We start from the raw sequence: 21,409 nt of genomic DNA, 5'->3' as shown, positions 1-21,409 counted from the left end.
CCGCTCGGGCCGCTCAGGCGGGCCTCAGTGTCCGCGGTGCCGGCAGTGTCTCGTCCGGGCGGGGGCGCGGGGCCGGGCGGCGGTTGCGGAGCATCGCCCGCCATTCCTCGGGGCTGAAGCTCGCCGGGCGGGTGGTCTCGATGAAGTCCCGGATGACCGTGAGGAAGCGGTCGGGGTCCGTACGGAACGGGAAGTGACCGGCGTCCTCGAAGATCTCCAGGCGGCTGCCCGGCATCGACACATGACCGAAGCCGGCGTGCAGTGCGGGCACGACCTGGTCACGGCCGCCCCACACCAGCATCGTCGGCATCCCCTGGGCGAGGTAGGTGCGGTCCATCATCGTGCCCACCTGTCCCCGCCAGTCGACGACCGCCCGCAGCGTGCGCACGAACGCGTTGCGCGAGGTCGCGTCGGGCAGTGCCTCCAGCACCCTCAGCAGGTCGGGCGCGTCCACGCCCAGGTCCGTCCGCAGCCACTGCAGGACCTTCACCGCGGCGCCCCACTGCCAGCGCACGGTGGGCAGTTGGAGGGCCTGGAGCAGGAGCGACGCGCCGGGCAGCGTCGCCGCCCGCAGCAGGGGCGTGACCTGGCGGCCGATTCCCCCGGTGCCGACCAGCACCAGTCGCTCGCACCGGTCGGGGAACTGGTACGCGAACTGCATCGCGACCGCTCCGCCGAGCGAGTGGCCGACGATGGTGGCCCGCTCGATACCGAGGACGCTGAGCAGGTCACGCATGCCGTTGGCGTACGCGGCGAGCGAGTAGTCGGCGCGGGGCTTGTCGGAGCGGCCGTGCCCGAGCAGGTCGGGGGCGATGACCCGGTGGTACTTGGCCAGCCCGGGCATGACGTCGCGCCAGGTGTCGGAGGAGTCCCCGATGCCGTGGATGAGCAGGACGGCGTCGCCCTTGCCTGCCATCCGGAAGGCTCTGCGGTGGCCGTGCACCGTGCGGTGCCGGAGCCGGATGCTCCCGGCGGCCGTTCGGGAACCTGGAACGTGCTGTGTGGCCACGTGGGTCATGCCTCCTCGCGCCGCCCCGGGCGGCGAGTGCGGCCCGGCCGGCCGTCGGTGTCGAACGGTGCCGGGGCGGGCGGGAAACGGGTGGGTGTCAGATCGCTCTCGATCACGCCGAGCGAGGCGAGACTCTGCCAGGGGCGCACCGTCGTGGCCGCTCGGGTCCTGGTGGTGGGTTGGTCGGTCATGGCTGTCTCTCCTCGCTGCGAGGGATCGGTGGGTGTAGGCGGTGTCCTCTTTTTGCCGGTGCTTTTGCGGGTGTTGTCTGCGGGTGTTGTCTGGGTGTCCTAGTCGCGGGTGACGCCGGCCGTCGGGGCGGGCGTCCGCTCCGCCGGCCCGGCGGGCGCGGCCGGGCCGCCCCTGAAGCGGGTGAGCAGCAGCTGCGAGAACAGCCAGCGCCGCATCGCGCCGAGGTGGCCCGGTGAGCCGTGCACGTCGTCGAACGTCTTGACGCGCAGGTCGGGCAGCGCACCCAGCAGGCGCTGTTCGCCGGCCGGGATGATCTCGTCGCGGGCGCTGGCGACGTACCGGACGGGGATCCGTACCCGGCGCAGCCGTTCCGTGTCGAGCGCGTACTCGGGCAGCGCCGTCCGCAGGGCCGCCCGGTCGGCCGCGCCGGTGAGCCGGCACAGGGTGTCGGCGGTGATGCCGGGCACCCGCGGCCACCAGTCCGCGTCGGTGAAGAAGGCGCCGACGGGGGCGCCCACAGTGAGCACCCGGCGGATGCGCGGGTCCTCGGCCGCGGCGTTCAGCGCGAGGTGGCCGCTGAAGCTGAGGGCGAGCAGGGAGGTGTCGGACACGGTCGCCTGGCCGGCCAGCCGGTCCAGCAGTCCGGGCAGCATCCGCCAGGAGTCCGGCCGGTAGGTGAGGGTGTTCTCGCCGACGCCCGGGAACTCCGTGACCACGGCGGCGAATCCGAGGCGTCTCAGCAGCGGCAGCACCGGCGCCCATTGCTCCTTGACGCTGACGATGCCGCCCATGACGACGATCAGGGGGCGGGGGCGGAGGGCGTCGAGTCCCGTCGCCCAGCAGGCCATCGTGCCGTCGGCGAGCGGGAGTTCGAGTCGCTCGATGTCCCCTCGGCGGCACCGCCAGGTGTCGAAGGACGACACCAGGAGCCGGCCGGCGGTCTGCCGTACCGGGTCGCCGTGGTGGGGGAAGCGGGCCAGCGCGAAGTGGGCGCAGGCGTCCAGGTGGCGGTCGCAGGACGCGGCGGTGCGGCCCGCGCGAGTCCAGGTCGCGGCCCAGGAGTCCGGGTCGCCTTCGGTGTCGTTGGTGATCTGCTGAAGGATCCGGACGGCCTGGCGCGGTGCCATGCCCTGTCCCCTGGCGTGCAGGAGGGCGAATTCCTTGAGTTCGGCCAGCTGGTGTTCTGCCGGATGGGCCATGGTGACTCCCCGCTGTGTGCGTTCAGTGTCCGGACCGCCGCTTGCGGGCCGGTTGTACGGCCGGTCCCTCCGAAGGCGTCCGCCCGGGTCCGGAGCCGCTCACCACCAGTCGTCGCCGCCGCTGCGGCCGGTCTCCTCGGCGCCGAGCGCCTCGGCGAGGGCGTCGACGATGCCGTCGTCGAGCATCGTGTGCGCCTGGGTGTCGGTGGTGACGCCGAAGCCGGAGTCGCCCACGGCCACGCTGACCGTGTACCGGCCGAGCAGCGAGTGCGTACGGAAGGACCACTCACTGCCGGTGCCCGGTGTCCCGTCCGGGCGCCGTACCTCGGTGGGAGTGCCGTCGGTCTCGAAACCGAAGTCGGTGAAGCGGAACTGCATGCCGAGTCCGATGGCCTTGCTGTACGCCTCCTTCAGCGTCCACAGCCGCACCAGCGTGGGGTCCCGCTCCTCGGGCGGCATGGCCTCGACCAGCTCCACCTCGCGCGGGGTGCACACGTGTCGGCCGAGGCCCGCCCCGTACAGCCGGCGGTCGGCGCGCTCGGCGTCCACGCCGATCACCGCGCCGGTGGCCAGGCCCACCAGGAGCAGGTCCTCGGTGTGGCTGAGGCTGATCTGCACACCGTCGTAGCCGTGCAGGTACGGCCGTCCCGACGGCGTGTAGCCGAGTTCGACCGACTGGGGCGGCACGTGCAGGGCCGCCCCGGCGGCGAACTTCAGCAGCACCCGGGACGAGGCGAAGCGGGTGCGCACCTCCGGGTGGGTCAGGTCCAGGTAGCGGGCCCAGTCCCGGCCGAGCAGGGCGCGCAGCCGGGGTCCGCCGGCCCGTTCCGGGCGCCAGTCGTCCAGTTGGGCGTAGAGGACGGCGCTGGCGTGGGTGGCGAGATCACGTCGGACTCTGTTCCAGTCCCCGCGCGGTCCGGTGATCATGATCGGCTCCCCGAAGGTCCGGCCCGGGGACACCTTCCCTGGAGCCGTCATCGAAGTCCTCCATGCTGTGTCGGAGATCGCTGAGCACATCCGCGGCGGTGGCCCCGTCGATCACTCGGTGGTCGAAGGTCAGCCCGAGCCGCATGACCGGTGCGGGCTCGATCCGGCCGTCGCGGACCACCGGCCGGTCGAGGATGCGGCCCGCGCACAGGGTGACCGCCGTGCCGCCCGCGGAGTGGAAGCCGTCGACGTCGCTGTGGCCCAGGGAGCTGACCGAGACGGTGCCGAAGACCGCGGGGCGCCGGCACGGATCGCGCAGCACGGCGGCGAAGGCCGCGCGGCCGAGCGGGACGGGCAGCCGACCGAGCATACGGACGCCCTTGAACTCCGGGAGCTGTGCTGCCTCCTGGCCCCGGTAGCGGTCGACGTTCCGCTGGATCTCGGCGAGCGAGGCGTCCTCCAGGCCGGGCAGCAGCGCGGAGAGCACGGTGCGTTCGCCGTCCACGGTGCGGTCGAGGGCGAGCTTCGCGGTGACCGAGCCGAACCGCATCACCCGCGGGCGGCGCAGCGGGGACGGCCAGCCGGGCGCCATGACCGCGTTGGCGGCCGGGTGCCGGGCGAGGGCGCGTCCGGTGGCGTGGAGCAGGTAGCTCACCACGGAGTAGCGGGTGCCCTGCACCCGGGCGGCGGCCCGGTGCGCCTGGACGCGGGTCATGTCGACCTCGGTGTCCAGGTGCACGGGCCGCTGGCTCGCCGCCCACTCCAGGAAGTACAGGGTGTGGCGGCGGCGGCGTTCGACGTGCGGGCCGGGGGCGCTGTTCACGCGGGGACCGCCAGTTCGTAGATCTCCTTCAGGCTGCGGGCCTCCAGGACCCGGCCGACCGGCACGGGCCGACCGGTGGCCTGCTCCAGGGCGGTGACGAGTTTCAACAGGTGGAGCGAGTCCCACTCGGGGAGTTCGTCGAAGTCCACGCCGACCTGGTCGTCGGCCAGCGGCAGGCCCAGTTCGTCACGGACGGTGCCGACGAAGTCGGCCAGGCTGTAGGCGGGTTGGGTGGTCATATCCTCTCCAGGGCGAAGCCGGCCTTGATCCACTTGCTGGACTCGATGGCGACGGCCAGCGCTTTCTGACCGTCCGTCATCTTCTCCAGCAGTCGTTCGATCTGCAGGAACGGGAGGGCGTTGCCGTTGTTCCCGGTGTCGGCGACGCAGGAGATCTCGGTGGCGGTCGGTACGTCGAGCTGTTCGGTGATCTTGCGGGTCATCCGGCCGGACAGCTGCGGCGGCAGCAGGTAGTCGAGGTCGTCGGCGTCCCAGTCGAGCTCGCCGAGGAGTTCCCAGAGGATCTCCACCGCCATCACCGGGACCTGTTCCTCGATGGCCTTGTAGTCCTCGGTGAGGGCTTGGCGGTCGTCGTGGCGGTCGGCCAGGCCGAACCACTCGATCACCTGGCCGGGCTTACGGCCGAGACCGGTGAACCGGTTCAGCACGTGCCGCAGCGCCACCCGCTCACCGCTCGGCTCGTCGGTGAGCACCGCCGCGCCCGCCCCGTCGCCGAACAGCACGAAGTTGACCAGGTCGCTGGGGGCCGCCTTGGTCAGGTCCCGCTTGATGTCGAGGTGCTTGCTGCACACGTCGCCGCCGATGACCAGGCCGGTGCGGTACTCCCCCGACGCGATCAGTGTGCGCCCCAGGCTGAGCGCCTGCACCGCGCCCGCGCAGCCGGACTGGAGCTGGAACGTGGGCACCTGGTCGAGGCCGAGCTGGTCGACGACGTTGTTCACGGTGGCCGGCATCAGGGTGTCCGGGGTGGCGGTGCCCAGGACCACGAACTCGATGTCCTCCGGGGCGACTTGAGCGGCGCGCACCGCACGGTCGGCGGCCTGGGCGCACAGGTCGGCCAGCGACCAGCGCACCTCGCCGGTCGTGAGGTCACGGGCGAAGTGCCGGGTGCGGGTGCCGATGAAGACCTCGATCCACTCCTCGTTGGCGCCGAGCACCCGGGCCAGCTCGGCGTTGTCGACCGGGTCGCCGGGCAGCGCGGTGCCGACGGACGACAGGTACACCTGCGGGTTGCCGTTCATGCGGTCCTCTCCTCGGTGGCGGGCCGGGTGGCGCAGTGCTCCCGCAGGAAGTCCACGAGGTCGCCCACCGAGGCGAGCCGGGGCAACAGGTCCTGCACCGTCAGGGCCGCGAGGGCGGGTAGCCGCTCCTCGATCCGGTTCTTGAGCTCCATGACCATCACGGAGTCGAAGCCCAGGTCCTCGTAGAGGCGCAGATACGGGCCGAGTTCGTCGGTCCCGTAGCCGCCGACCTGGCCGATGGCCTCCAGCACGGCCTCGGAGACCGGGTCGGTGGGCGCCGGGCGCTCCAGGGTGAGCACTCCGGTGGCAGCCGGTCCGGCCGTCTTCTCGGCGGGCCGCGCGGTCTTCGTCGTCTTCCCGGTCTTCGCGGTCTTCTCGGGGGTCTTCTCCGCGGCGGGCCGCGGCAGTTCCGGAACGGGCGCGTCGTGGCGGGCGCGCACGGGGCCGCCACGGGCCCAGTAGCGGTGCTCGTCGCTGAAGACATACGGCATCATCCGGTACGGCGTCCGCTCCCGCTCCTCGTACGCGGCCTCCCACCTCGGTGTCAGACCGCCCCGGTACAGCTCGGCGAGCCCGTCCGCCAGGTCCCGGCCGGTGGAGTCCGCGCCGCGCACCGGCGCCACGGCGGCCGGCCGGGCGCCCGACGCGGGCGGCGGGAGCTTGCGGATCATCGAGGAGAGCACCGGGGACGGGCCGACCTCGACGGTGTGGGTGGGACCCGCGGCGAGCAGCTGCGCGGCCGCGTCCGCGAAGAGCACCGGCCGACGCACGTGCGCCACCCAGTAGTCGGCGTCCATCGGCTCGTCGTCCAGGACCCTGCCGTACAGCGTGGAGTACAGCGGGAGCCGGGGGACGCCTCCGACGTCGCGGGCGACCTCGGCGAACTTCTCCAGCATCGGTTCCATGAGGTACGAGTGGAAGGCGTGCGACACGCGCAGCATCCGGGTGCGGATCCGGTCGCGGTCGAGTTCCTTGTCGATGCGCTGCAACGCCATCAGATCGCCGGACAGCACGGTGGCGCGCGGCCCGTTGACGACGGCGATGCCGACCTCGGGCTCCTCGGCGAGGCGTTCCGCCAGCTCCTCGCGGCCCGCGAGAACGGCCAGCATGCCGCCGCCGTCGGGCAGTTGCTGCATCAGCTCGCCCCGGGCCGCGATCAGCCGGGCCGCGTCGTCGAGCGGGAACACGCCGGCCAGGCAGGCCGCGGCGTACTCGCCGACGCTGTGGCCGAGCAACAGGTCCGGTTCGACGCCGAGTTCGCCGAGGGTGCGGCCCAGGGCCCAGCCGACGGCGAACAGCGCGGGCTGCGCCCAGCGGGTGAGATGCACCTCCTCGTCGCCGGTCAGGATGAGGTCGCGCACCGAGCGCCCGGTGTGCGGGAGCAGGGCGTCATCGGCCTCGTCGAGGAAGCGGCGGTACAGCGGCGACTCCTGGTACAGGCCGGCCGTCATGCGCGGGTACTGGGAGCCCTGGCCGGTGAACAGGAACGCGGTGCGCGCGGTGCCGCCCACACCGGTGAGCCGGGCGAGCAGGTCGGGGTCGGCCGCGGCCGCCCGCAGCCGCCCAACGAGCGTGTCAGTGTCGGGGGCGGACACCGCGAAGCGGTAGCGGTGCCCAGTCTTGACCCGGTGGGAGGTCCAGCCGACGGCGCCGGCGGGCGCCCGGCGAGCGGCCAGCGCGTCGGCCTGGGCGTTCAGGTTGCGGCGCAGCGCCTCCGGGGCGGGCGCGGTCAGGGTGAAGAGCGCGGTGCCGATGCCGGTGGGCCCGTCCGCGGACTCCCGCGCCGGGCGCGCCGCCTCCGGTGGGGCGGACTCCAGGACGGCATGCGCGTTGGTGCCGCCCATGCCGAAGCTGCTGAGCCCGGCCAGGGCGGTGCCGCGTGGCAGCCGCAGCGGGGCCTTGAGCAGCCTCAGCCCCTTCTTGCGCAGGGCGAGCCGCTCGTTCTCCTTCACCGCGAAACGGCTGGCGGGCACAGTGCGGTGGTCCAGCGCCAGGGCCACCTTGATGAGTCCGGCGATCCCGGCCGCGCCCTCGGTGTGGCCGAGGTTGCCCTTGACCGAGCCGAGCGCCATCGGCCTGCCCGACCGCCCGGCGTGGTGGTGGCCCAGGGCGGCGACCTCCATCATGTCGCCGAGCGCGGTGCCGGTGCCGTGTCCCTCGGTGAAGGCGATGTCGGCCGGGTCGACGCCGGCGCGCCGGTAGGCGGCCCCGATGACGTCCTGCTGGGCCCAGCGGTTGGGGGCGGTGAGGCCGTTGCTGCGGCCGTCCTGGTTGACGGCGGTGCCCCGGATCACGGCGTACACCTGCTGGCCGTCGGCGAGCGCGTCCTCGAGCCGGCGCAGTACGACGGCCCCGACGCCTTCGCCCCGTCCGATGCCGTCGGCCTGGGCGCTGTACGGTTTGCAGCGGCCGTCGGGCGCGGACAGTCCGGCCTGTGTGTAGAAGATCGACAGGGCCGGGGTCACGGCGACGTTGACGCCCGCCGCGATGGCGTAGTCGCACTCCCCGGACAGCAGGGCGTTGCCCGCCAGGTGGACGGCGACCAGGGACGACGAGCAGGCGGTGTCGACCGCGAGGCTCGGTCCCTTGAGGTCGAGGTGGTAGGAGATCCGGTTGGCCGTCATGCAGTAGCCGTTGCCGGAGCCGGCCTGGGCCGTGACGTGGTCGTAGTCGGTGAGGTGCAGCTGGGCCCACTCGTTGCCCATGATCCCGACGAACACGCCGGTCGCGCTGCCGGCGAGTTCGTGCGGGGCGAGTCCGGCGTCCTCGACGGCCCGCCAGGAGCACTGCAGCAGCAGGCGCTGCTGCGGGTCCATGGCGGCGGCCTCGCGGGGCGAGATGGTGAAGAACTCGTTGTCGAAGGCGTCGGGGTCGTCGATGAAGCCGCCCTGGGTGGTGTTGGCGCGTCCCTCGGCCGGGGTCGGCGAGTGGAACTCCCGGGCGGCCCACCGTTGTTCGGGGACCGTGCCGATCCCGTCTCCGGAACGCATCAGCAGGTCCCAGTAGGCGCCCGTGTCGGGAGCCCCCGGGAACGTGCAGTCGATGCCGACGATGGCGATCCGGTCCATCAGCCCGCCGCCTCGGATTCCAGGCTCTCCGCCAGGTGGGCGGCGAGTGCCCGGACGTTCGGGTAGTCCCAGGCGACCGTGGGTTCGAGGATGAGGTCGAAGTCCTCCTCGATGTCGCCGCACAGGCTGAGCGCGGCGACCGAGTCGAACCCGTACTCGGCGAGCGGCACGGCCGGGTCGATCTCCGTCGGCCGGCGCTTGAGGTAGAGGGCGATCCGGTCGGACAGCCACGCGGTCAGCTCGGGGGTGGTACGTCCGGTGGTGGGAACGGACATGTTGCGCTCCTCTAAGAGGTCATCGGTTCTTCTGGCGCCATCAGCGGATCAGCCGGCCAGCGGGGCGTTGTACAGGTCGTAGCTGCGGTTCTCGTGGAATCGGGCCAGCACCTCGTCGTGCAGCCGGTTCTCGCAGGAGGCGGGCAGGTCGGGCAGGGAGTGGCCGAGCCGCCGGCCGAGCCGGTGCAGGGCGGCGGCCAGCCACGCCGGGTCGGCGAGGAAGGTGTCGGAGCCGCCCTGGGCCTGCTGCCAGACGCCGATCACCGAGGCGGCGGCAAGCAGCACCGCGTACCGGTCGGCGAGGGCGAAGGTGGCCGGGCTGGCCAGGGCGGTGCGGTCCTGGGGCGCGAGGCCGAGACTCTGTTCCTGGATCTGCCGCAGTTCGTCCATGAGGCGCAGTGCGGCACCGTGCGCCGCCCGCTCCTCCGGGCTGCCGCTGGGCAGTTCGTCGACGGCCGCGACCAGCGAGGCGCTCAGCCCGTCGCGGCCACTGGCCAGCGAGAGCCGCTCGAACGGGATGTCCGGCAGGTCCTCGTGCGGCCGGAACACCGAACCGGGCGCCGGGTCGTCGCTGAACCAGGAGCGGCGTGCCAGCCGGGACAGCTGCGGGATGATCGTGGCCTGGCAGGCGGCCGAGCCGGCGTGGCCGAGGCTGAGCACCGGCAGGTCGCGCACGTGCTTCTGGAAGATCCCGAACTCGCCCTCGCGGACGTAGAACCGGGCGCCGAGCACGATCGACAGGTCGTACATGGCGTCGGTGAGCATCTTCGGCACCAGGTACTTGACCGCGGCGGCGTAGACGCTGGTCTCCTCGGGCAGCACGTGGACGGCGCGGGTCGCGGCCAGCGAGAGGCTGTCGCAGATCAGCAGGTCGAGGAAGGTGGTCGCCAGGGTCGCCTTCGCGTGCGGGATGTCCATGACGGACTTGCGGTACAGCTGTCGGCCCAGCGCGAAGCCGGTGACGGTGCGCAGCGCGGTGTCGGTGGCGCCGAGGGCCATGCCGGGGATGGCGCTGCGGGTGATCTGGAAGGCGCGCAGGGCGAGTTCGACGCCCTTGCCCTCCTCGCCGACGCGTGCGGCGGCGGGCACGGGGCAGTCGGTGAACTCCAGGCCCGACAGGTGGCAGCCGCGTACGCCGACCGCGTCGTAGCGTGGCAGGACGCGGTAGCGGTCTTGGTCGAGTCCGGCACGATCGGCCAGCACCACGGAGTGGCTGCGGCTGCCGGGGGCCGGGCTGGTGCGGCTGAACAGCACCCAGGCGGCGGCCCGGTCGGCGTTGTTGATGACCTGCTTGGTGCCGTTCAGCAGGTAGCCGCCGTCCGCCGGGCGGGCCTGGAACTCGTTGCGCACGAAGTCGTTGCCGTGCGCGAGTTCGTGGTAGGCGACGGACACCTTCCGACCGTCCAGGAGCAGTTCGGCCAGCCGCCGCCGCTGTTCCTCGGTGCCCGAGCTCCAGACGTTGACGGCGGCCATGAAGGAGGTGACGCCGTAGCCGAGGCCGAGCGCGATGTCGCGGCGGAAGACCTGCCGCATCACCCGCACCAGGGTGTCGATGCGCTCCAGCCGGCCGCCGAGCCGGTGGGGCACGAAGTCCGCGTTGAGCACCAGGTCGTCCAGCGCCTGCTCGCCGTGCTCGGACAGCTCCGCGCGCTCGTCGGCCTCCAGCAGCCTGGCGTACGAGACCTCGCCGCGCTCGTCGGTGGGGTCGCCCAGCCGTGTCTCCAGCTCGGCGATCCGGGCGACGACCCGGTCCTCCTGGCCGCCGGGCGGGTACGGACCCGGTCCGGCGGACACTTCGTGCGGCCCGGTGGCCGCGCTACCGATCAGCATGGCGTCCTCTCAGTTCCTGACGTTGGTCGCGTCGGCCGCCGGCCGGTGGGGCGCTCCCGGCAGCCGGTAGGGGTGCAGCGAAAAGAGTTCGCCGGAGCGCCGGGTGGTGATCAGGTGGTCGACCAGCGCCTCGTACGCCTCGCCGTCCCCGGTGTCCGGCTCGCCCAACCGGTCGAGGATCCGGTCGAGGGCGGCGCGCAGCCACAGCCCGTCCTGCCACAGGGGTGCGGCGCGGGTGCCGGTGAACAGGTGCGCGCTGTGCGTCCACAGGCCGAGGCAGACCGCCGCGGTGTGGCACAGGGTGTAGCGGCGGGCGGTCTCGAACGCCGCGGGCGGCACATCGCCGACCAGGCCCTGCCGCTCCTCCATCTCGGTGTGCACGCGGTCGGTGACGGCGACGATCCGCCGGGCCGCCTCGGCGGCCGGGATCAACGCGGGACGCTCCCGGGCCAGCTCGGTCAGCCGGGCGACCGACTCGCCGAGCCCGGCCAGGACGCCGCTGCCGTGCCGCGCCACCAGGGAGAGGCTGCCCGGCCGGAGCGGCGGCAACGGCAAGGACAGGTCGTACGCCGTCCGCGCGCCGACCGTGTCGCCGGTGCCACGCCGCCTGCCGCGGACGAGCGAACGGAACTGGTTGACCAGGGAGTTGAGGTTGACCAGCGTGTTCCCGTCGAACAGGCCGACGATCCGGTGGTCGCGCTCGACCTTCTGGAACATGCCGCCCTCGTAGACGCCCTTGAGGAAGGCGCGGGCGCCCAGCAGCCGGGTCAGCCGGGCGAGGACGTCCTCAGTGCCGCTGGGCAGCGTGTACTTGGTGACCGCCGCGGTGACGCTCATCTCGTCGGTCTGGGTGTGCACCAGGCGGGAGGCGACCGTCGCCAGCGCCTCGTGCAGCAGTACGTCGGCCGCGGCGGTACCCAGGGTCCGGCGCGCCTGCGGCAGGTCGCCGAGCAGCCTGCCGTACAGCTCGCGCTGCCGGGTGAAGTCGGCGGCGAGCCTGAGGCCCTGGTCCGCGGCGCCCAGGGAAAGCGCGGCGCACAGGGTGCGGGTCAGCTGCAGGGCCTTGAGGACGACCTCCAAGCCACCGCCCTCCGTGCCGACCAGCGCGGAGCGGTCGACGCGCGCCCGGTCGAAGGCGATGCCGGAGATGTCGGCGCCGCGGATGCCGTGCGTGTGCACCTTGGGCAGGTGGCGGTACATGTCCTTGTCCAGCTCGCGCTTGTCGACGAGCAGGACGCTGAAGCCGCGCGGGCCGCCGGCCGGGTCGGTGCGGGTGAGCAGGGACAGCAGGCTTCCCCGGGTGGCGTTGTTGATCAGCCATTTCTCGCCGCTGACCAGCCAGCCTCCCGCGCCGTCGGTGCCCTGCACCTCGCCGGCGAGCAGGTCGCTGCCGTGGGCGCGTTCGGTCAGGCCGAGGGAGACGGGGACCCCGGCCCGGATGTCGGCGCCGAGGCGCGTGGCCTGCTCCGGGGTGCCCGCCACCCAGACGCAGACGCCGCCGAGGTAGGTCTTGCCGTGCCCGATCGCGACGGTCAGGTCGCGGCGGGCGACGACGCGCATGAGCTGGATCAGCCGCTCGTAGTCGGTCAGGCGGCCGCCGTGCTCCACGGGCACGTAGTGGGCGGGCAGTCCCCAGTCGTCGAGACGGCGGCAGATCTCGGCGGGGAACTCCTCCTTCTCGTCGAGTTCCAGGCAGCGCGCGTGCGAGAACCAGCCGCTCGGATGGTCGGGATCGCCGAGGAACGCGTCCAGTTCCTCGGCGCTCCGGTATGCCGGCTCCCGCATGTCAGACCCCTGCCTGGGCCAGCGAGGAGCCGGTGGCGTCGGCGACGGTCCCACGGACCGCCGGTTCGAGCACCTCGTACAGCGGGGTGAGCGCGCCCTGTAGGAACAGCTTGCGCATCAGGGTGCGCTGGATCTTGCCGCTGGTGGTCTTGCGGACGGTGCCGGGCCGCACCAGGATCACGTTGCCGGCCGGCATGTTGAGCTCCTGGCCGAGCATCCGCTGGACGCCGGTGGCGACGCTGCGCAGGTCGGTGCCGACCGCGCTGACCCGCACCTCCTGTACGACGACCACGTGCTCCCGGTCGGTCTCCACGGTGAACACCGCGCCGGAGCCGACGCCCAGTGCCTTGTCCGTGGACTGCACGGCCCGCTCGACGTCCTGCGGGTAGAGGTTGCGGCCGGCGAAGATGATCAGCTCCTTGAGGCGGCCGGTGACGTAGAGCTCGCCGTCCTCCAGGGCACCGAGGTCGCCGGTGCGCAGCCAGCCGCCCGCGTCCTCGCGGCCGCGGCCGTCGGTGATGTGCGCGTCGAAGATCTCGGTGTTGGTCAGCGGCCGCTTCCAGTAGCCGCTCGCGACGCTGTCGCCCTTGACCCAGATCTCGCCGACCGAGCCCTCGGGGCGCTCCTGGCGGGTGTCGGGGTCGACGATCTTGACGGTGAAGTCGTGGATGACACCACTGCCGACCAGCGTGCGCCTGGGGCCGTCGTCCTGGGGATCGCCGAACGTGCCCTGCTCCAGGGCGACGGGGTCGACGGTGCGCTGCGCGGGGCGCCGGCCGAGCGGAGTGCCGGAGACCAGCAGCGTCGTCTCCGCCATGCCGTAGCAGGGGAAGAACGACTCGGGCCGGAAGCCGGCCTCCGCGAAGCGTTCGGTGAACGCCCTGACGGTCTCGGCCCGCACGGGCTCGGCCCCGTTGGCGGCGGCCCCCCAGGTGGACAGGTCGAGTTCGGCGATCTGCTCGTCGGTGACCCGGCGCACGCACAGGTCGTACGCGAAGTTGGGACCGCCGCCGATGGTGGCGCCGTAGTCGCCGAAGGTCTTCAGCCAGCGGTGCGGGCGGCGCAGGAAGGACACCGGGGAGAGCAGCACCGCGGAGCCGCCGATGTAGAGCGGGTGCAGAACATGCCCGATGAGCCCCATGTCGTGGTAGAAGGGCAGCCAGCCGCTGAACCGGGTGTTCGAGTCGGTGCCGGCCGCGTGCTGGATGGCGGCCTCGTTGGCCAGCAGGTTGCGGTGCGAGACCATGACGCCCTTGGGGTCGCTGGTCGAGCCGGAGGTGTACTGCAGGAAGGCGAGGTGCTCCGGGCTCAGGTCCGGCACGGTGTACGCACCGGGGTCGCCGTAGTCCGCGCCGTCGGTGGCGAGGCAGAGCACGTCGGTCATGCCCTCCGAGGCCAGCCAGGCCGAGATCTCCGGGGCGTTGGTGGAGTCGGTGAGCACCGCCCGGACCTCGGCGTCGCGCAGGATGCCGGAGACCCGGGTGAAGTGCTGGCCCTGCTCGGTGGGCAGCGGGGCGGGTACGGCGACGGCGCCGGCGTACAGGCAGCCGGTGAACGCCTTGATGAAGTCGGTGCCCGACGGGTACAGCAGCAGGACCTGTCCGCCGGCGACGCCATGGGCCTGGAGCCAGGAGGCGATGCGGCGGGCGTCCTGGTCGAGCCCGGCGTACGACAGGTGCTCCGGGACCGACCCGTTGGCATCGTCCGGCAGGAAGATGAAGGCGTCCTCGGTACCGAGCTCGGCGGCCCGGTCCAGGACCAGTTCCGTAAAGGTTCGGAAGCTTGTCAACGTCTTTGCCTGACCTCTCCGAGATCCGCAGGCTTGGCGCCGGCGAGGGCTTGCTGGGACATGGCTTGCTGGGACACCGTCGATCCTGGTTCGCCCCGCTAAGGCCTCGCTTGCGCTGCCCCGTGCCTGCCGGGTCGCCGCCGAGAAGGCCCCGGACATGGGCCTGCCGTCCGCGACGGGGGAATCGCGGACGGCAGGCGCTGGGGGGTGGCTCGATGGGGACGCTAGGCGGGGAAGGTCGCGTCGAGCGTCACATGGCCCGGGACCGGCGGGAGTTCGACGAGGGAGTGGCGGAAGTCGAGGGCCCCGTCGGCGGTTTCGCCGACCGTTTCGAAGCCAAGGGACGGGTAGAACTCCCGCATCTTGTGGTTCTTCGCGGTCGGGCGGTACGACGCGAAGGCGGCCGGTGCTCCGGTGTCGCGGGCGTGGGCGAGCAGCGCGCCGAGTGCCGCCTGTTCGATGCCGCGGGCGAAGACCCGGCAGCTGAGCAGGACGTTGTCGATGCGCAGGCCGTCGTCGTCCCGCTCGGCGAACACCGCGCCGACGACGCCGTTGTCGCCGAAGCGGTCCCGGGACCGCACCGCGAGCACCAGGTGCCGCGGCGAGTCCAGCAGCCGGCGTACGTCGGCGGGCTGCAGCCGGCGGGTGGTGAGGTTGAACTGGTTGGTGCGCAGGGTGATCTGGGAGATCCGGGCGACGTCCGGCTCGGTCACCGGGGCGACGGCGACCCGTACGTCCAGGGCCTGGAGGTACTCCTCCATCGTGTCCGCGGAGTCCAGCAGTTCCCGGCGTCCGGCGTCGGCCCGGTACTGTCCGGCCCGCTGCCGGTCGGCCTCGGTGAGTTCGCGGGTGTCGAACCAGCCGTCGGCCAGCAGCCGGTCGATGTGCAGCGCGGGTTCCTCGTCGAGGCGGACCACGGCGGCCTCCGGCACACTGCTCGCGACCAGGCCGCACTCGAAGGGCGAGTCGTCGGCGAAGACCAGGCTGTCGGTGCCGAGGTTGAGCCGGGCGGCGATCTCGCGCAGGTTTCCGTCCTTGGGCCGCCAGTTGGCGGTGATCGCGACGAAGTCGTCCGGCCGCAGCACCATGTCGGGGTGGTCCGCCAGTACCCGCTCCACCGGCTCCTGGTCGTTCTTGCTGCACACGGCGAGCAGTACGCCCTGCGAGCCGAGCTGTTTGACCAAGCGCTGGAAGGCGCCGAAGGCCTCGCCCCGGTAGGTGCCGGACACCGCGATGCCGTCCGGGCCGTCGTCGCCGAGGATGCCGTCCCAGAGGGTGTTGTCGAGGTCGACGACGAGCACCTTCTTGGTGCGGCCGTGAACGGCCCGGGCCAGGTGGGCGACCTCGCGGGCGTACCGGCCGAGCAGTTCACCGCCGAGGTGTTCCTTGGTGTAGACGGCGAGCCGGCTGTCGCGGACCGGTCCGGACTCGGCGGCCAGGGGTTCCAGGTCGACGACGTGCACCCGCGGGTGGGCGAGTGCGAGGCGCAGCAGGCCGTTGTTGAACTCCCGCCACAGCACGGACAGTTCGGTCCGTGAGCGGTGGTCCACGAGTTGCCGCAGCTGGCTGGTGAGCAGGGGCAGGGTGTTGAGGACGAGGGTGCCCGAGCCCTCGCGGACGTACGTCTCGACGAGGCGCTCGATCAGCTTCAGCTTGGCCGACGCCGCTTCGGCCGCGTCCGACGCCCGCCAGGGCAGCGGCAGTTCATCGAACACGATCTGTGCGTCGAGCAGGACGAGGGACAGGTCGGTGTTCTTCGCGTACAGCGGCCCGTCGGTGTCCTGCAGGTCGCGCCGCCAGGCGTCGTGGTCGCCGAGCACGGCACGCAACGGGATGCCGTGCCGGGCCAGTTCGGCGGTGAGGGGTCCGGTGAGGGCGTCCAGGGTTCCGTGGCCGGAGACGGTGACGGTCAGCGGTACGGCGTCGGGGTGCAGGGCGTGGATCCGGTCGGGGTCGACGCGGGCGAGCAGCCTGCCGGTGCGGGCCAGGTCGCCGGGGGCGGCAGGCCCGTGGGCGAGCCCGGCGAGCAGTGCGGGCACCGCCGGGAACTCCTCGGCGAGGTGTCCCGCCGAGTGCAGGTTACGGATGCGGTCCAGCGCCTCGACCCGGTCGGTCGGCCCGGGCCCGGTCGTCAGGGGTACGCTCACGGGCTCTTCCTCACTTCGCTGCCTCGCTTGTCGGACGGCTTGTCTTCCTTGCCGGAACGGATGCGCGCGGACCGCTCACGGGTCTCGGTGTCTCACGTCGCCGCGGCCACGCGGTCCGCGCGCCGGTTCCCATGCAGGCGGGCCAGGGTGCGGCGGCGCAGCCAGGGGCCGGCCAGGCGATACAGCAGGCGGACGGGGCCCGGCAGCCGCCCCAGGAACTCGTCCCGGCGGTCGGCTCCGGCGGCCTCGCCCAGGGCGGCGAGCATGTACAGGCGGTGCGCCTTGGGCACGGCGGCCCGGCCGCGCTCGCTGAGCACCGCCCACTCCGCGGCGGTGAACCGGCCCGGCACCAGCGGCAGGATGTGCTCCTCCTCGTCGCCGAGGTGCGCGTCGAGGGCGGGCAGCAGTGCGGCGCAGGCGTCGGCGACCGTGTCCCGCAGCACGGGGTCGGCGGTGTCGCGCCAGCCGGGCAGCGCGGACTCCAGCCGGCCGAGCGCCTCGGCGATCCGCTCGTGCTGTGCCTCCATGCGGGCCACCAGTGCGGAGTCGACGGCCGGGTCCGTGGCCAGGCGCGGCCAGACCAGCTCGTCCTCGGCGAGGTGATGCTCCGTCAGCATCACACCGAGCGCGGCGAGATGGTCGGCGGCCACGCCGCTGCGCGCGGTGTCACCCGCGGCGACCCCGCGGACCAGCGGGACCGCAGCCGCGTACTCCTGTGTGAAGAGGCGGTGCACCACCACCATCTCGCCGGTGTCCGGCACACCCCGTCCGTTCCTGGCCGACATCCGTCTCACCCTGGCCTTCGTGATCGGTACGTTGCGACCGGATCCTGTCCGGCCGCTCTTAAGCGGCTCTTGTGCCGGGTCCGGCACTCCCCCGGAGCCCGGTCGGGCCGGTGGCGCCGCGCACCACAAGCGGTCCTTTAGCCGGGCCTTCGAAGCTCGGCGGCGACCATCACTTCCGTGGAGAGGCAGGGCGATGGCAACGGCTGTTCACGCACAGGTCTGTGTGGTGGGAGGGGGGCCGGCGGGCCTCACCCTCGCGCTGGAACTGGCCCGGAGGTCCGTTTCCGTCGTCGTGGTCGAGCAGAGCGCCCGGTTCGACCGGTCGTTCCGCGGCGAGTCCATCTCGCCGGACTCGGTCTGGCTGCTGGAGCGGATGGGCATCCTGCAGGGGTTGCGCGAGCAGACCCTGGAGACCCACCGGCTGGAGATCAGCGACCAGGGCAGAACCGTGCTCAGGGCGGACTTCTCGCAGTACGACCAGCCCTGCCCCTACCCCATGGAGCTGCCGCAGCCGCCCCTGCTGGAGGCCCTGGCGAAGGAGGGCGGCACGCTGCCCGGATTCCGGCTGCTGCGCCGGTCCGCCGCGGTGGCGCTGCTGCGTGACGGCGCGAGGGTGACCGGTGTGCGCTGCAAGGGACCCGACGGCGAGTTCGAGATCAGTGCCGCGCTGACGGTGGGCGCGGACGGACGGTTCAGCAAGATCCGGGAGATGTCCGGGCTGTCGTACGAACGGAAGCCGCTGGAGCGGGACTTCGTCTGGTTCAAGGTGCCGCGGCCGCCCGTCTGGGACGGCCACACCTACCGGGTGCGCATCCGGGGTGCCCGGCACGGTCTGTTCATCCCGACCGTGCCCGACCTGGTGCGGGTCGGCTTCAACATCCCCAAGGGCGGCCTCAAGGAGCTGCGGGCGCAGGGTGTGGCCGCCCTGCACGCCCGGATGGACGAGCTGGCTCCCGAGATCTCGGCGGAGGTGCGGGCCTCGGTCACCAAGTGGTCGGACACCTCGATGCTGGACATCTTCACCACCGTGGTGCCCCGCTGGTCGCGGCCCGGTCTGGTGCTCGTCGGCGACGCCGCCCACACGCTGACGCCGGTGCTCGGCCAGGGCGTGAACCACGCGATCACCGATGCCGCGGTGCTCGCCCGGCTGGTGTCGGCGGCCCTCGCCGGCGGCAACGGCACCGCCGGGCTGAGCGGTGCGACCCAGCGCTACCAGCGGGAGCGGGAGGCCTCGGTGGCGCGAGCCCGCGCCCTGCAGCTGCGCCAGGAGCGGGCGTTCGCGCTCTCCGGCCCGGTCCCCGTGCGGCTGCGCCGGGCCGTGTACCGCCTCGTCGACTCCAGCGGCCCGCTCAAGCGCCGGCTCCTGTCCGGCATCTACTACCCGTTGCAGGAGGCGGACCGTGTCCGCCCGTTCGACGTCGCGCCGGTGCCGACGGTGCCGGCCGAGGCCTGAGCCCTCGGGCCCGGCCGCCCGAACCCGGTCGCCCGTGGCCGGCTCGGTCCCCGCGTCACCGCCCTGCCCATCCCGTTGTTCCGGCACTCTCACGCAGAACAGGACGCCCACATGACCTTGAGCCCCGAAGCGCCCCAGGACGCGAGGACGGACGAGCACGACGAGGTGCTCGGCTATCCCTTCGAGCAGGCCCCCGGGCTGCAGCAGTGCCCGATGTACGCCCACCTCCGCGAGACGGACCCGGTCGCCAAGGTCCGGATGCCCAGCGGCGACCAGGCCTTCCTGCTCACCCAGTACGAGGACGTGCGCACCGCCCTGTCGGACACGCGCTTCAGCCGGGCGGCCACCCTGGAGCCGGGAGCGCCCCGGCTCGCGGCGGCCCCGCAGAACTTCAAGAGCCTGCTGAACATGGACCCGCCCGAGCACACCCGGGTGCGCAAGCTGGTCTCGCGGGAGTTCACCGCCCGCCGGGTGGCCTCGCTGCGCCCGCGGATCCAGGAGCACACGGACGCCCTGCTGGACGCCATGGCGGAACTGGAGCCGCCGGTCGACCTGGTGCCGGCGCTGGCGTTCCAGCTTCCGGTGACGGTGATCTGCGAGCTGCTCGGCGTGCCGTTCGAGGACCGCGAGGAGTTCGCCGCCTGGTCGCGAGTGTTCCTGGCCACCACCTCCGTGACGAAGGAGGAGATGCTGGCCTCGCAGATCGCGCTGCGCGACTATCTCGCGGCACTGGTCGCGGCCAAGCGGGAGAACCCGGGCGAGGACCTGCTGTCGGCGCTGGTCTCCATCCACGACGAGGACGACGACCGGCTGCAGGAGGAGGAACTGATCTTCCTCGGTATCAGCCTGCTGGTGGCCGGTCACGAGACGACGGTCAACCAGATCGCCAACAGCGTGGTCGCGCTGCTCACCCACCCCGCGCAGCTGGAACGGCTGCGCAAGGAGCCGGAGCTGATCAACCACGCGGTGGAGGAGCTGCTGCGGCTGCACCCGCCGGGGAACGAGGCGCTGCTGCGCATCACCCGGGAGGACGTCGAAGTGAACGGTGTGACGATCCCCAAGGGCAGCGCGGTCCTGCCGAGCCTCAGCTCCGCCAACCGCGACCGGCGCCAGTTCGCCGACCCCGACGAGATCGACTTCGACCGCCCGGCCAACCCGCACTTCGCGTTCAGCCACGGTGCCCACTACTGCATCGGCTCCGGCCTGGCCCGCGCCGAACTCCAGATCGCCATCGGCTCGTTGATCCAGCGCTTCCCGACGCTGCGGCTGGCCGTGCCCGCGGAGGAGCTGCGCCGGCCGGAGGGCATGCTGGTGCACGGCATCAGCTCGCTTCCGGTGGCCTGGTGAGCCCGATCGCAGGAGCGGCCTGACCTGGCGTCCAACTCGCCTTGCGAGCGGACCTCATCGGGGCCCGCGGCACCCGTGCCGCGGGCCCCGAGCCGTGCCGTCCCGCGCGCAGTCATCGCGCCATCGCCTCGACGCGCTTCTTCAGCGCCTCGTTCATCGCGTGGAACTGCGGCAGCGTCTCGTTCCTCAACTGGCTCTCGGCGAAGGGAACGAGGGTTCCGGTGAAGTCCTCGCTCTGGGTGAGCCGTACGGTCCTCGGGCCGGTGCGCTCGATCAGGAAGCGGTGTTCGGCGTCCACGAGCCAGCCGGGGCCCACCTTGCCCAGCCAGCGCAGCTCCTTGCCGGGGCTGGCGACCAGCACATCGGGGGTGAAGGTGGAGGTGCCGCCGCCCTGCTCCATCCGGTTGCGCAGCGTCGCCCCCGGCCGCAGCCGGCCGTCGTCGGAGGTGACCTCGGCGCGGGTCACGAAGGGGTTCCACTGCGGGTAGGCCGAGAAGTCGGTCAGTACGTCCCAGACCTGCTCCGGCGCGGCCTGGATCTCCACGGACGCGGTCAGCCGTACCGGGTGGGTGTGGGTCCACCAGGCGTAGCCGCCGAGCGCGACGGCCAATCCGGACAGCGACAGCAGGAGCCAATTCCGGCGTCGGCGCGGGGACTTGGCGGCGGACGCCGAAGCGGACTGGGGGAGCGTCTGTGTGGATGTCATGGTCAGGTCCTCTCTGGACGGGGGTCCGGGCGGGGCGTGGCGGCGGCGCCGACGAGCACCTGGTCCACTAGTTCCTCGACGTACTCGGCGCCGATCGGCTCCCCGGTGACGAGGAGCCGGTAGTAGAGGGCTCCGGCCAGTTGGTCGAAGACCAGCTCGGACGAGCAGCCCGTGCGCAGTTCGCCGCGCTCGCGGGCGCGGTCGAGCAGGGCCAGCGGGAGGGCGTTGCGCCGGGCGAACAGCGCCCGTACGGCGTCGCCCACATCCGGGTGCCGGGCGGCCGCGGCGACCAACTCGGCGACCACTCCGGCCGAGCGGTCCCCCGGTGCGCCGGGCCGGCCGACCGCCCGCATCCCGTTGAGCCCGGTGGCGACGGCGGTGAGGTAGACGACGAGATCGCGCCTGAGGTCCCCGGTGTCGGCGACCGGCACCTCGTCCTGGATTCTGGCGACCAGGGCGACGAGCAGATGGTCCTTGGTGGGCCAGCGCCGGTAGAGCGTGGTCTTGGCGACCTGGGCGCGGGCTGCCACCTCGTCCATGGCGAACCGGTCATAGCCCCGCTCGAACAGCAGTTTGCGCGCCGCCTCCAGAATCCGTCCGTCGGCGTCCTCGTTGCGCGGACGCCCTCTGCGTGCGGCGGGAGCTGTCACGGGTTCGCTCCTTCTCGGCATCGCGCTCGCCACCATTTCGCTACGGCCGTATCGTTATTTGGCTTGCCCAGAGTAGGGAGCGCGCCGGCCTTTTCGCAACTGCAGTAGCGTAAATGGCCGGATCGGTACGGGTGTCATGGGTGCGCACGCGCACACGGCCCGG

The 21,409-nt window shown here is 72.5% G+C and carries 18 protein-coding genes; 2 read left to right on the top strand and 16 right to left on the bottom strand.

Annotation, left to right across the window (positions count from 1 at the left end; translation table 11 throughout):
• Positions 1 to 13 precede the first annotated feature (13 nt).
• From IEZ21_RS38695 to IEZ21_RS38630, 14 genes are all read right to left on the bottom strand, one after another.
• The gene (locus IEZ21_RS38695; RefSeq protein WP_189326512.1) at positions 14 to 1,018 is read right to left on the bottom strand and encodes an alpha/beta fold hydrolase; all 1,005 of its coding nucleotides are present in this window, start codon (positions 1,016 to 1,018) and stop codon (positions 14 to 16) included.
• Positions 1,015 to 1,200 (bottom strand): hypothetical protein, encoded by a 186-nt coding sequence (locus tag IEZ21_RS38690; RefSeq protein WP_189326511.1) that lies wholly within the window; start codon positions 1,198 to 1,200, stop codon positions 1,015 to 1,017. Before IEZ21_RS38690 ends, IEZ21_RS38695 begins: the two co-directional genes overlap by 4 nt.
• A 99-nt stretch (positions 1,201 to 1,299) precedes the next feature.
• A complete protein-coding gene (locus IEZ21_RS38685; RefSeq protein WP_189326510.1) occupies positions 1,300 to 2,400 on the bottom strand; it encodes an alpha/beta hydrolase in 1,101 nt (366 codons plus the stop codon).
• 99 nt (positions 2,401 to 2,499) lie between these two features.
• The gene (locus IEZ21_RS38680; RefSeq protein ID WP_246568597.1) at positions 2,500 to 3,327 is read right to left on the bottom strand and encodes a 4'-phosphopantetheinyl transferase family protein; all 828 of its coding nucleotides are present in this window, start codon (positions 3,325 to 3,327) and stop codon (positions 2,500 to 2,502) included.
• Positions 3,284 to 4,150 carry a 2-oxo acid dehydrogenase subunit E2 gene (locus tag IEZ21_RS38675; RefSeq protein ID WP_246568595.1) on the bottom strand — a complete coding sequence of 289 codons (867 nt, stop codon included), beginning with the start codon at positions 4,148 to 4,150 and terminating at the stop codon, positions 3,284 to 3,286. The genes IEZ21_RS38680 and IEZ21_RS38675 overlap by 44 nt, the downstream gene beginning before the upstream one ends.
• Complete coding sequence (locus IEZ21_RS38670) at positions 4,147 to 4,389, bottom strand: acyl carrier protein (protein WP_189326508.1); 243 nt, start codon at positions 4,387 to 4,389, stop codon at positions 4,147 to 4,149. Before IEZ21_RS38670 ends, IEZ21_RS38675 begins: the two co-directional genes overlap by 4 nt.
• Positions 4,386 to 5,411, bottom strand: coding sequence for a 3-oxoacyl-ACP synthase III family protein (locus tag IEZ21_RS38665; RefSeq protein ID WP_189326507.1), 1,026 nt, complete (start codon positions 5,409 to 5,411; stop codon positions 4,386 to 4,388). The genes IEZ21_RS38670 and IEZ21_RS38665 overlap by 4 nt, the downstream gene beginning before the upstream one ends.
• The gene (locus tag IEZ21_RS38660) at positions 5,408 to 8,479 is read right to left on the bottom strand and encodes a type I polyketide synthase (RefSeq protein WP_189326506.1); all 3,072 of its coding nucleotides are present in this window, start codon (positions 8,477 to 8,479) and stop codon (positions 5,408 to 5,410) included. Before IEZ21_RS38660 ends, IEZ21_RS38665 begins: the two co-directional genes overlap by 4 nt.
• A complete protein-coding gene (locus IEZ21_RS38655; protein ID WP_189326505.1) occupies positions 8,479 to 8,754 on the bottom strand; it encodes an acyl carrier protein in 276 nt (91 codons plus the stop codon). Before IEZ21_RS38655 ends, IEZ21_RS38660 begins: the two co-directional genes overlap by 1 nt.
• A gap of 48 nt (positions 8,755 to 8,802) precedes the next feature.
• On the bottom strand, positions 8,803 to 10,584 hold the full coding sequence (locus IEZ21_RS38650) for an acyl-CoA dehydrogenase family protein (protein WP_189326504.1): 1,782 nt from the start codon (positions 10,582 to 10,584) through the stop codon (positions 8,803 to 8,805).
• A gap of 9 nt (positions 10,585 to 10,593) precedes the next feature.
• Complete coding sequence (locus tag IEZ21_RS38645; protein ID WP_189326503.1) at positions 10,594 to 12,369, bottom strand: acyl-CoA dehydrogenase family protein; 1,776 nt, start codon at positions 12,367 to 12,369, stop codon at positions 10,594 to 10,596.
• Position 12,370: 1 nt separating this feature from the next.
• The gene (locus tag IEZ21_RS38640) at positions 12,371 to 14,158 is read right to left on the bottom strand and encodes a fatty acyl-AMP ligase (protein WP_189326502.1); all 1,788 of its coding nucleotides are present in this window, start codon (positions 14,156 to 14,158) and stop codon (positions 12,371 to 12,373) included.
• A 224-nt stretch (positions 14,159 to 14,382) separates the two neighbouring features.
• Positions 14,383 to 16,305: an HAD-IIIC family phosphatase gene (locus IEZ21_RS38635; RefSeq protein ID WP_246568593.1), complete on the bottom strand. Its 1,923-nt coding sequence runs from the start codon at positions 16,303 to 16,305 to the stop codon at positions 14,383 to 14,385.
• Positions 16,306 to 16,397: 92 nt separating this feature from the next.
• A complete protein-coding gene (locus IEZ21_RS38630; RefSeq protein WP_189326501.1) occupies positions 16,398 to 17,090 on the bottom strand; it encodes a hemerythrin domain-containing protein in 693 nt (230 codons plus the stop codon).
• 193 nt (positions 17,091 to 17,283) lie between these two features.
• On the opposite strand from IEZ21_RS38630, the gene IEZ21_RS38625 reads away from it, so the two are divergent.
• Both IEZ21_RS38625 and IEZ21_RS38620 read left to right on the top strand, forming a co-directional pair.
• A complete protein-coding gene (locus tag IEZ21_RS38625) occupies positions 17,284 to 18,543 on the top strand; it encodes an FAD-dependent oxidoreductase (protein WP_189326500.1) in 1,260 nt (419 codons plus the stop codon).
• 111 nt (positions 18,544 to 18,654) lie between these two features.
• The gene (locus tag IEZ21_RS38620) at positions 18,655 to 19,890 is read left to right on the top strand and encodes a cytochrome P450 (protein WP_189326499.1); all 1,236 of its coding nucleotides are present in this window, start codon (positions 18,655 to 18,657) and stop codon (positions 19,888 to 19,890) included.
• Positions 19,891 to 20,002: 112 nt separating this feature from the next.
• Here the strand turns inward: IEZ21_RS38620 and IEZ21_RS38615 are convergent, their stop codons facing one another.
• Both IEZ21_RS38615 and IEZ21_RS38610 read right to left on the bottom strand, forming a co-directional pair.
• Entirely contained in the window at positions 20,003 to 20,596 is a 594-nt protein-coding gene (locus tag IEZ21_RS38615; protein WP_189326498.1) for an SRPBCC domain-containing protein, read from the bottom strand.
• Between the two features lie 2 nt (positions 20,597 to 20,598).
• Positions 20,599 to 21,246 (bottom strand): TetR/AcrR family transcriptional regulator, encoded by a 648-nt coding sequence (locus IEZ21_RS38610; RefSeq protein WP_189326497.1) that lies wholly within the window; start codon positions 21,244 to 21,246, stop codon positions 20,599 to 20,601.
• Between the last annotated feature and the right edge of the window lie 163 nt (positions 21,247 to 21,409).

The organism is Streptomyces flaveus (assembly GCF_014647675.1).
Lineage (GTDB): Bacteria > Actinomycetota > Actinomycetes > Streptomycetales > Streptomycetaceae > Streptomyces > Streptomyces flaveus.
The sequence above is the reverse complement of the archived record's forward strand: the minus strand, read 5'-3'. Positions and strand labels throughout refer to the sequence as shown.

Coding starts and splice junctions, on each gene's coding strand:
- IEZ21_RS38695 (WP_189326512.1), bottom strand. CDS start 1,018: ATGACCCACGTGGCCACACAGCACGTTCCAGGTTCCCGAACGGCCGCC.
- IEZ21_RS38630 (WP_189326501.1), bottom strand. CDS start 17,090: ATGTCGGCCAGGAACGGACGGGGTGTGCCGGACACCGGCGAGATGGTG.
- IEZ21_RS38655 (WP_189326505.1), bottom strand. CDS start 8,754: ATGTCCGTTCCCACCACCGGACGTACCACCCCCGAGCTGACCGCGTGG.
- IEZ21_RS38665 (WP_189326507.1), bottom strand. CDS start 5,411: ATGAACGGCAACCCGCAGGTGTACCTGTCGTCCGTCGGCACCGCGCTG.
- IEZ21_RS38685 (WP_189326510.1), bottom strand. CDS start 2,400: ATGGCCCATCCGGCAGAACACCAGCTGGCCGAACTCAAGGAATTCGCC.
- IEZ21_RS38620 (WP_189326499.1), top strand. CDS start 18,655: ATGACCTTGAGCCCCGAAGCGCCCCAGGACGCGAGGACGGACGAGCAC.
- IEZ21_RS38645 (WP_189326503.1), bottom strand. CDS start 12,369: ATGCGGGAGCCGGCATACCGGAGCGCCGAGGAACTGGACGCGTTCCTC.
- IEZ21_RS38625 (WP_189326500.1), top strand. CDS start 17,284: ATGGCAACGGCTGTTCACGCACAGGTCTGTGTGGTGGGAGGGGGGCCG.
- IEZ21_RS38615 (WP_189326498.1), bottom strand. CDS start 20,596: ATGACATCCACACAGACGCTCCCCCAGTCCGCTTCGGCGTCCGCCGCC.
- IEZ21_RS38670 (WP_189326508.1), bottom strand. CDS start 4,389: ATGACCACCCAACCCGCCTACAGCCTGGCCGACTTCGTCGGCACCGTC.
- IEZ21_RS38650 (WP_189326504.1), bottom strand. CDS start 10,584: ATGCTGATCGGTAGCGCGGCCACCGGGCCGCACGAAGTGTCCGCCGGA.
- IEZ21_RS38660 (WP_189326506.1), bottom strand. CDS start 8,479: ATGGACCGGATCGCCATCGTCGGCATCGACTGCACGTTCCCGGGGGCT.
- IEZ21_RS38690 (WP_189326511.1), bottom strand. CDS start 1,200: ATGACCGACCAACCCACCACCAGGACCCGAGCGGCCACGACGGTGCGC.
- IEZ21_RS38680 (WP_246568597.1), bottom strand. CDS start 3,327: ATGATCACCGGACCGCGCGGGGACTGGAACAGAGTCCGACGTGATCTC.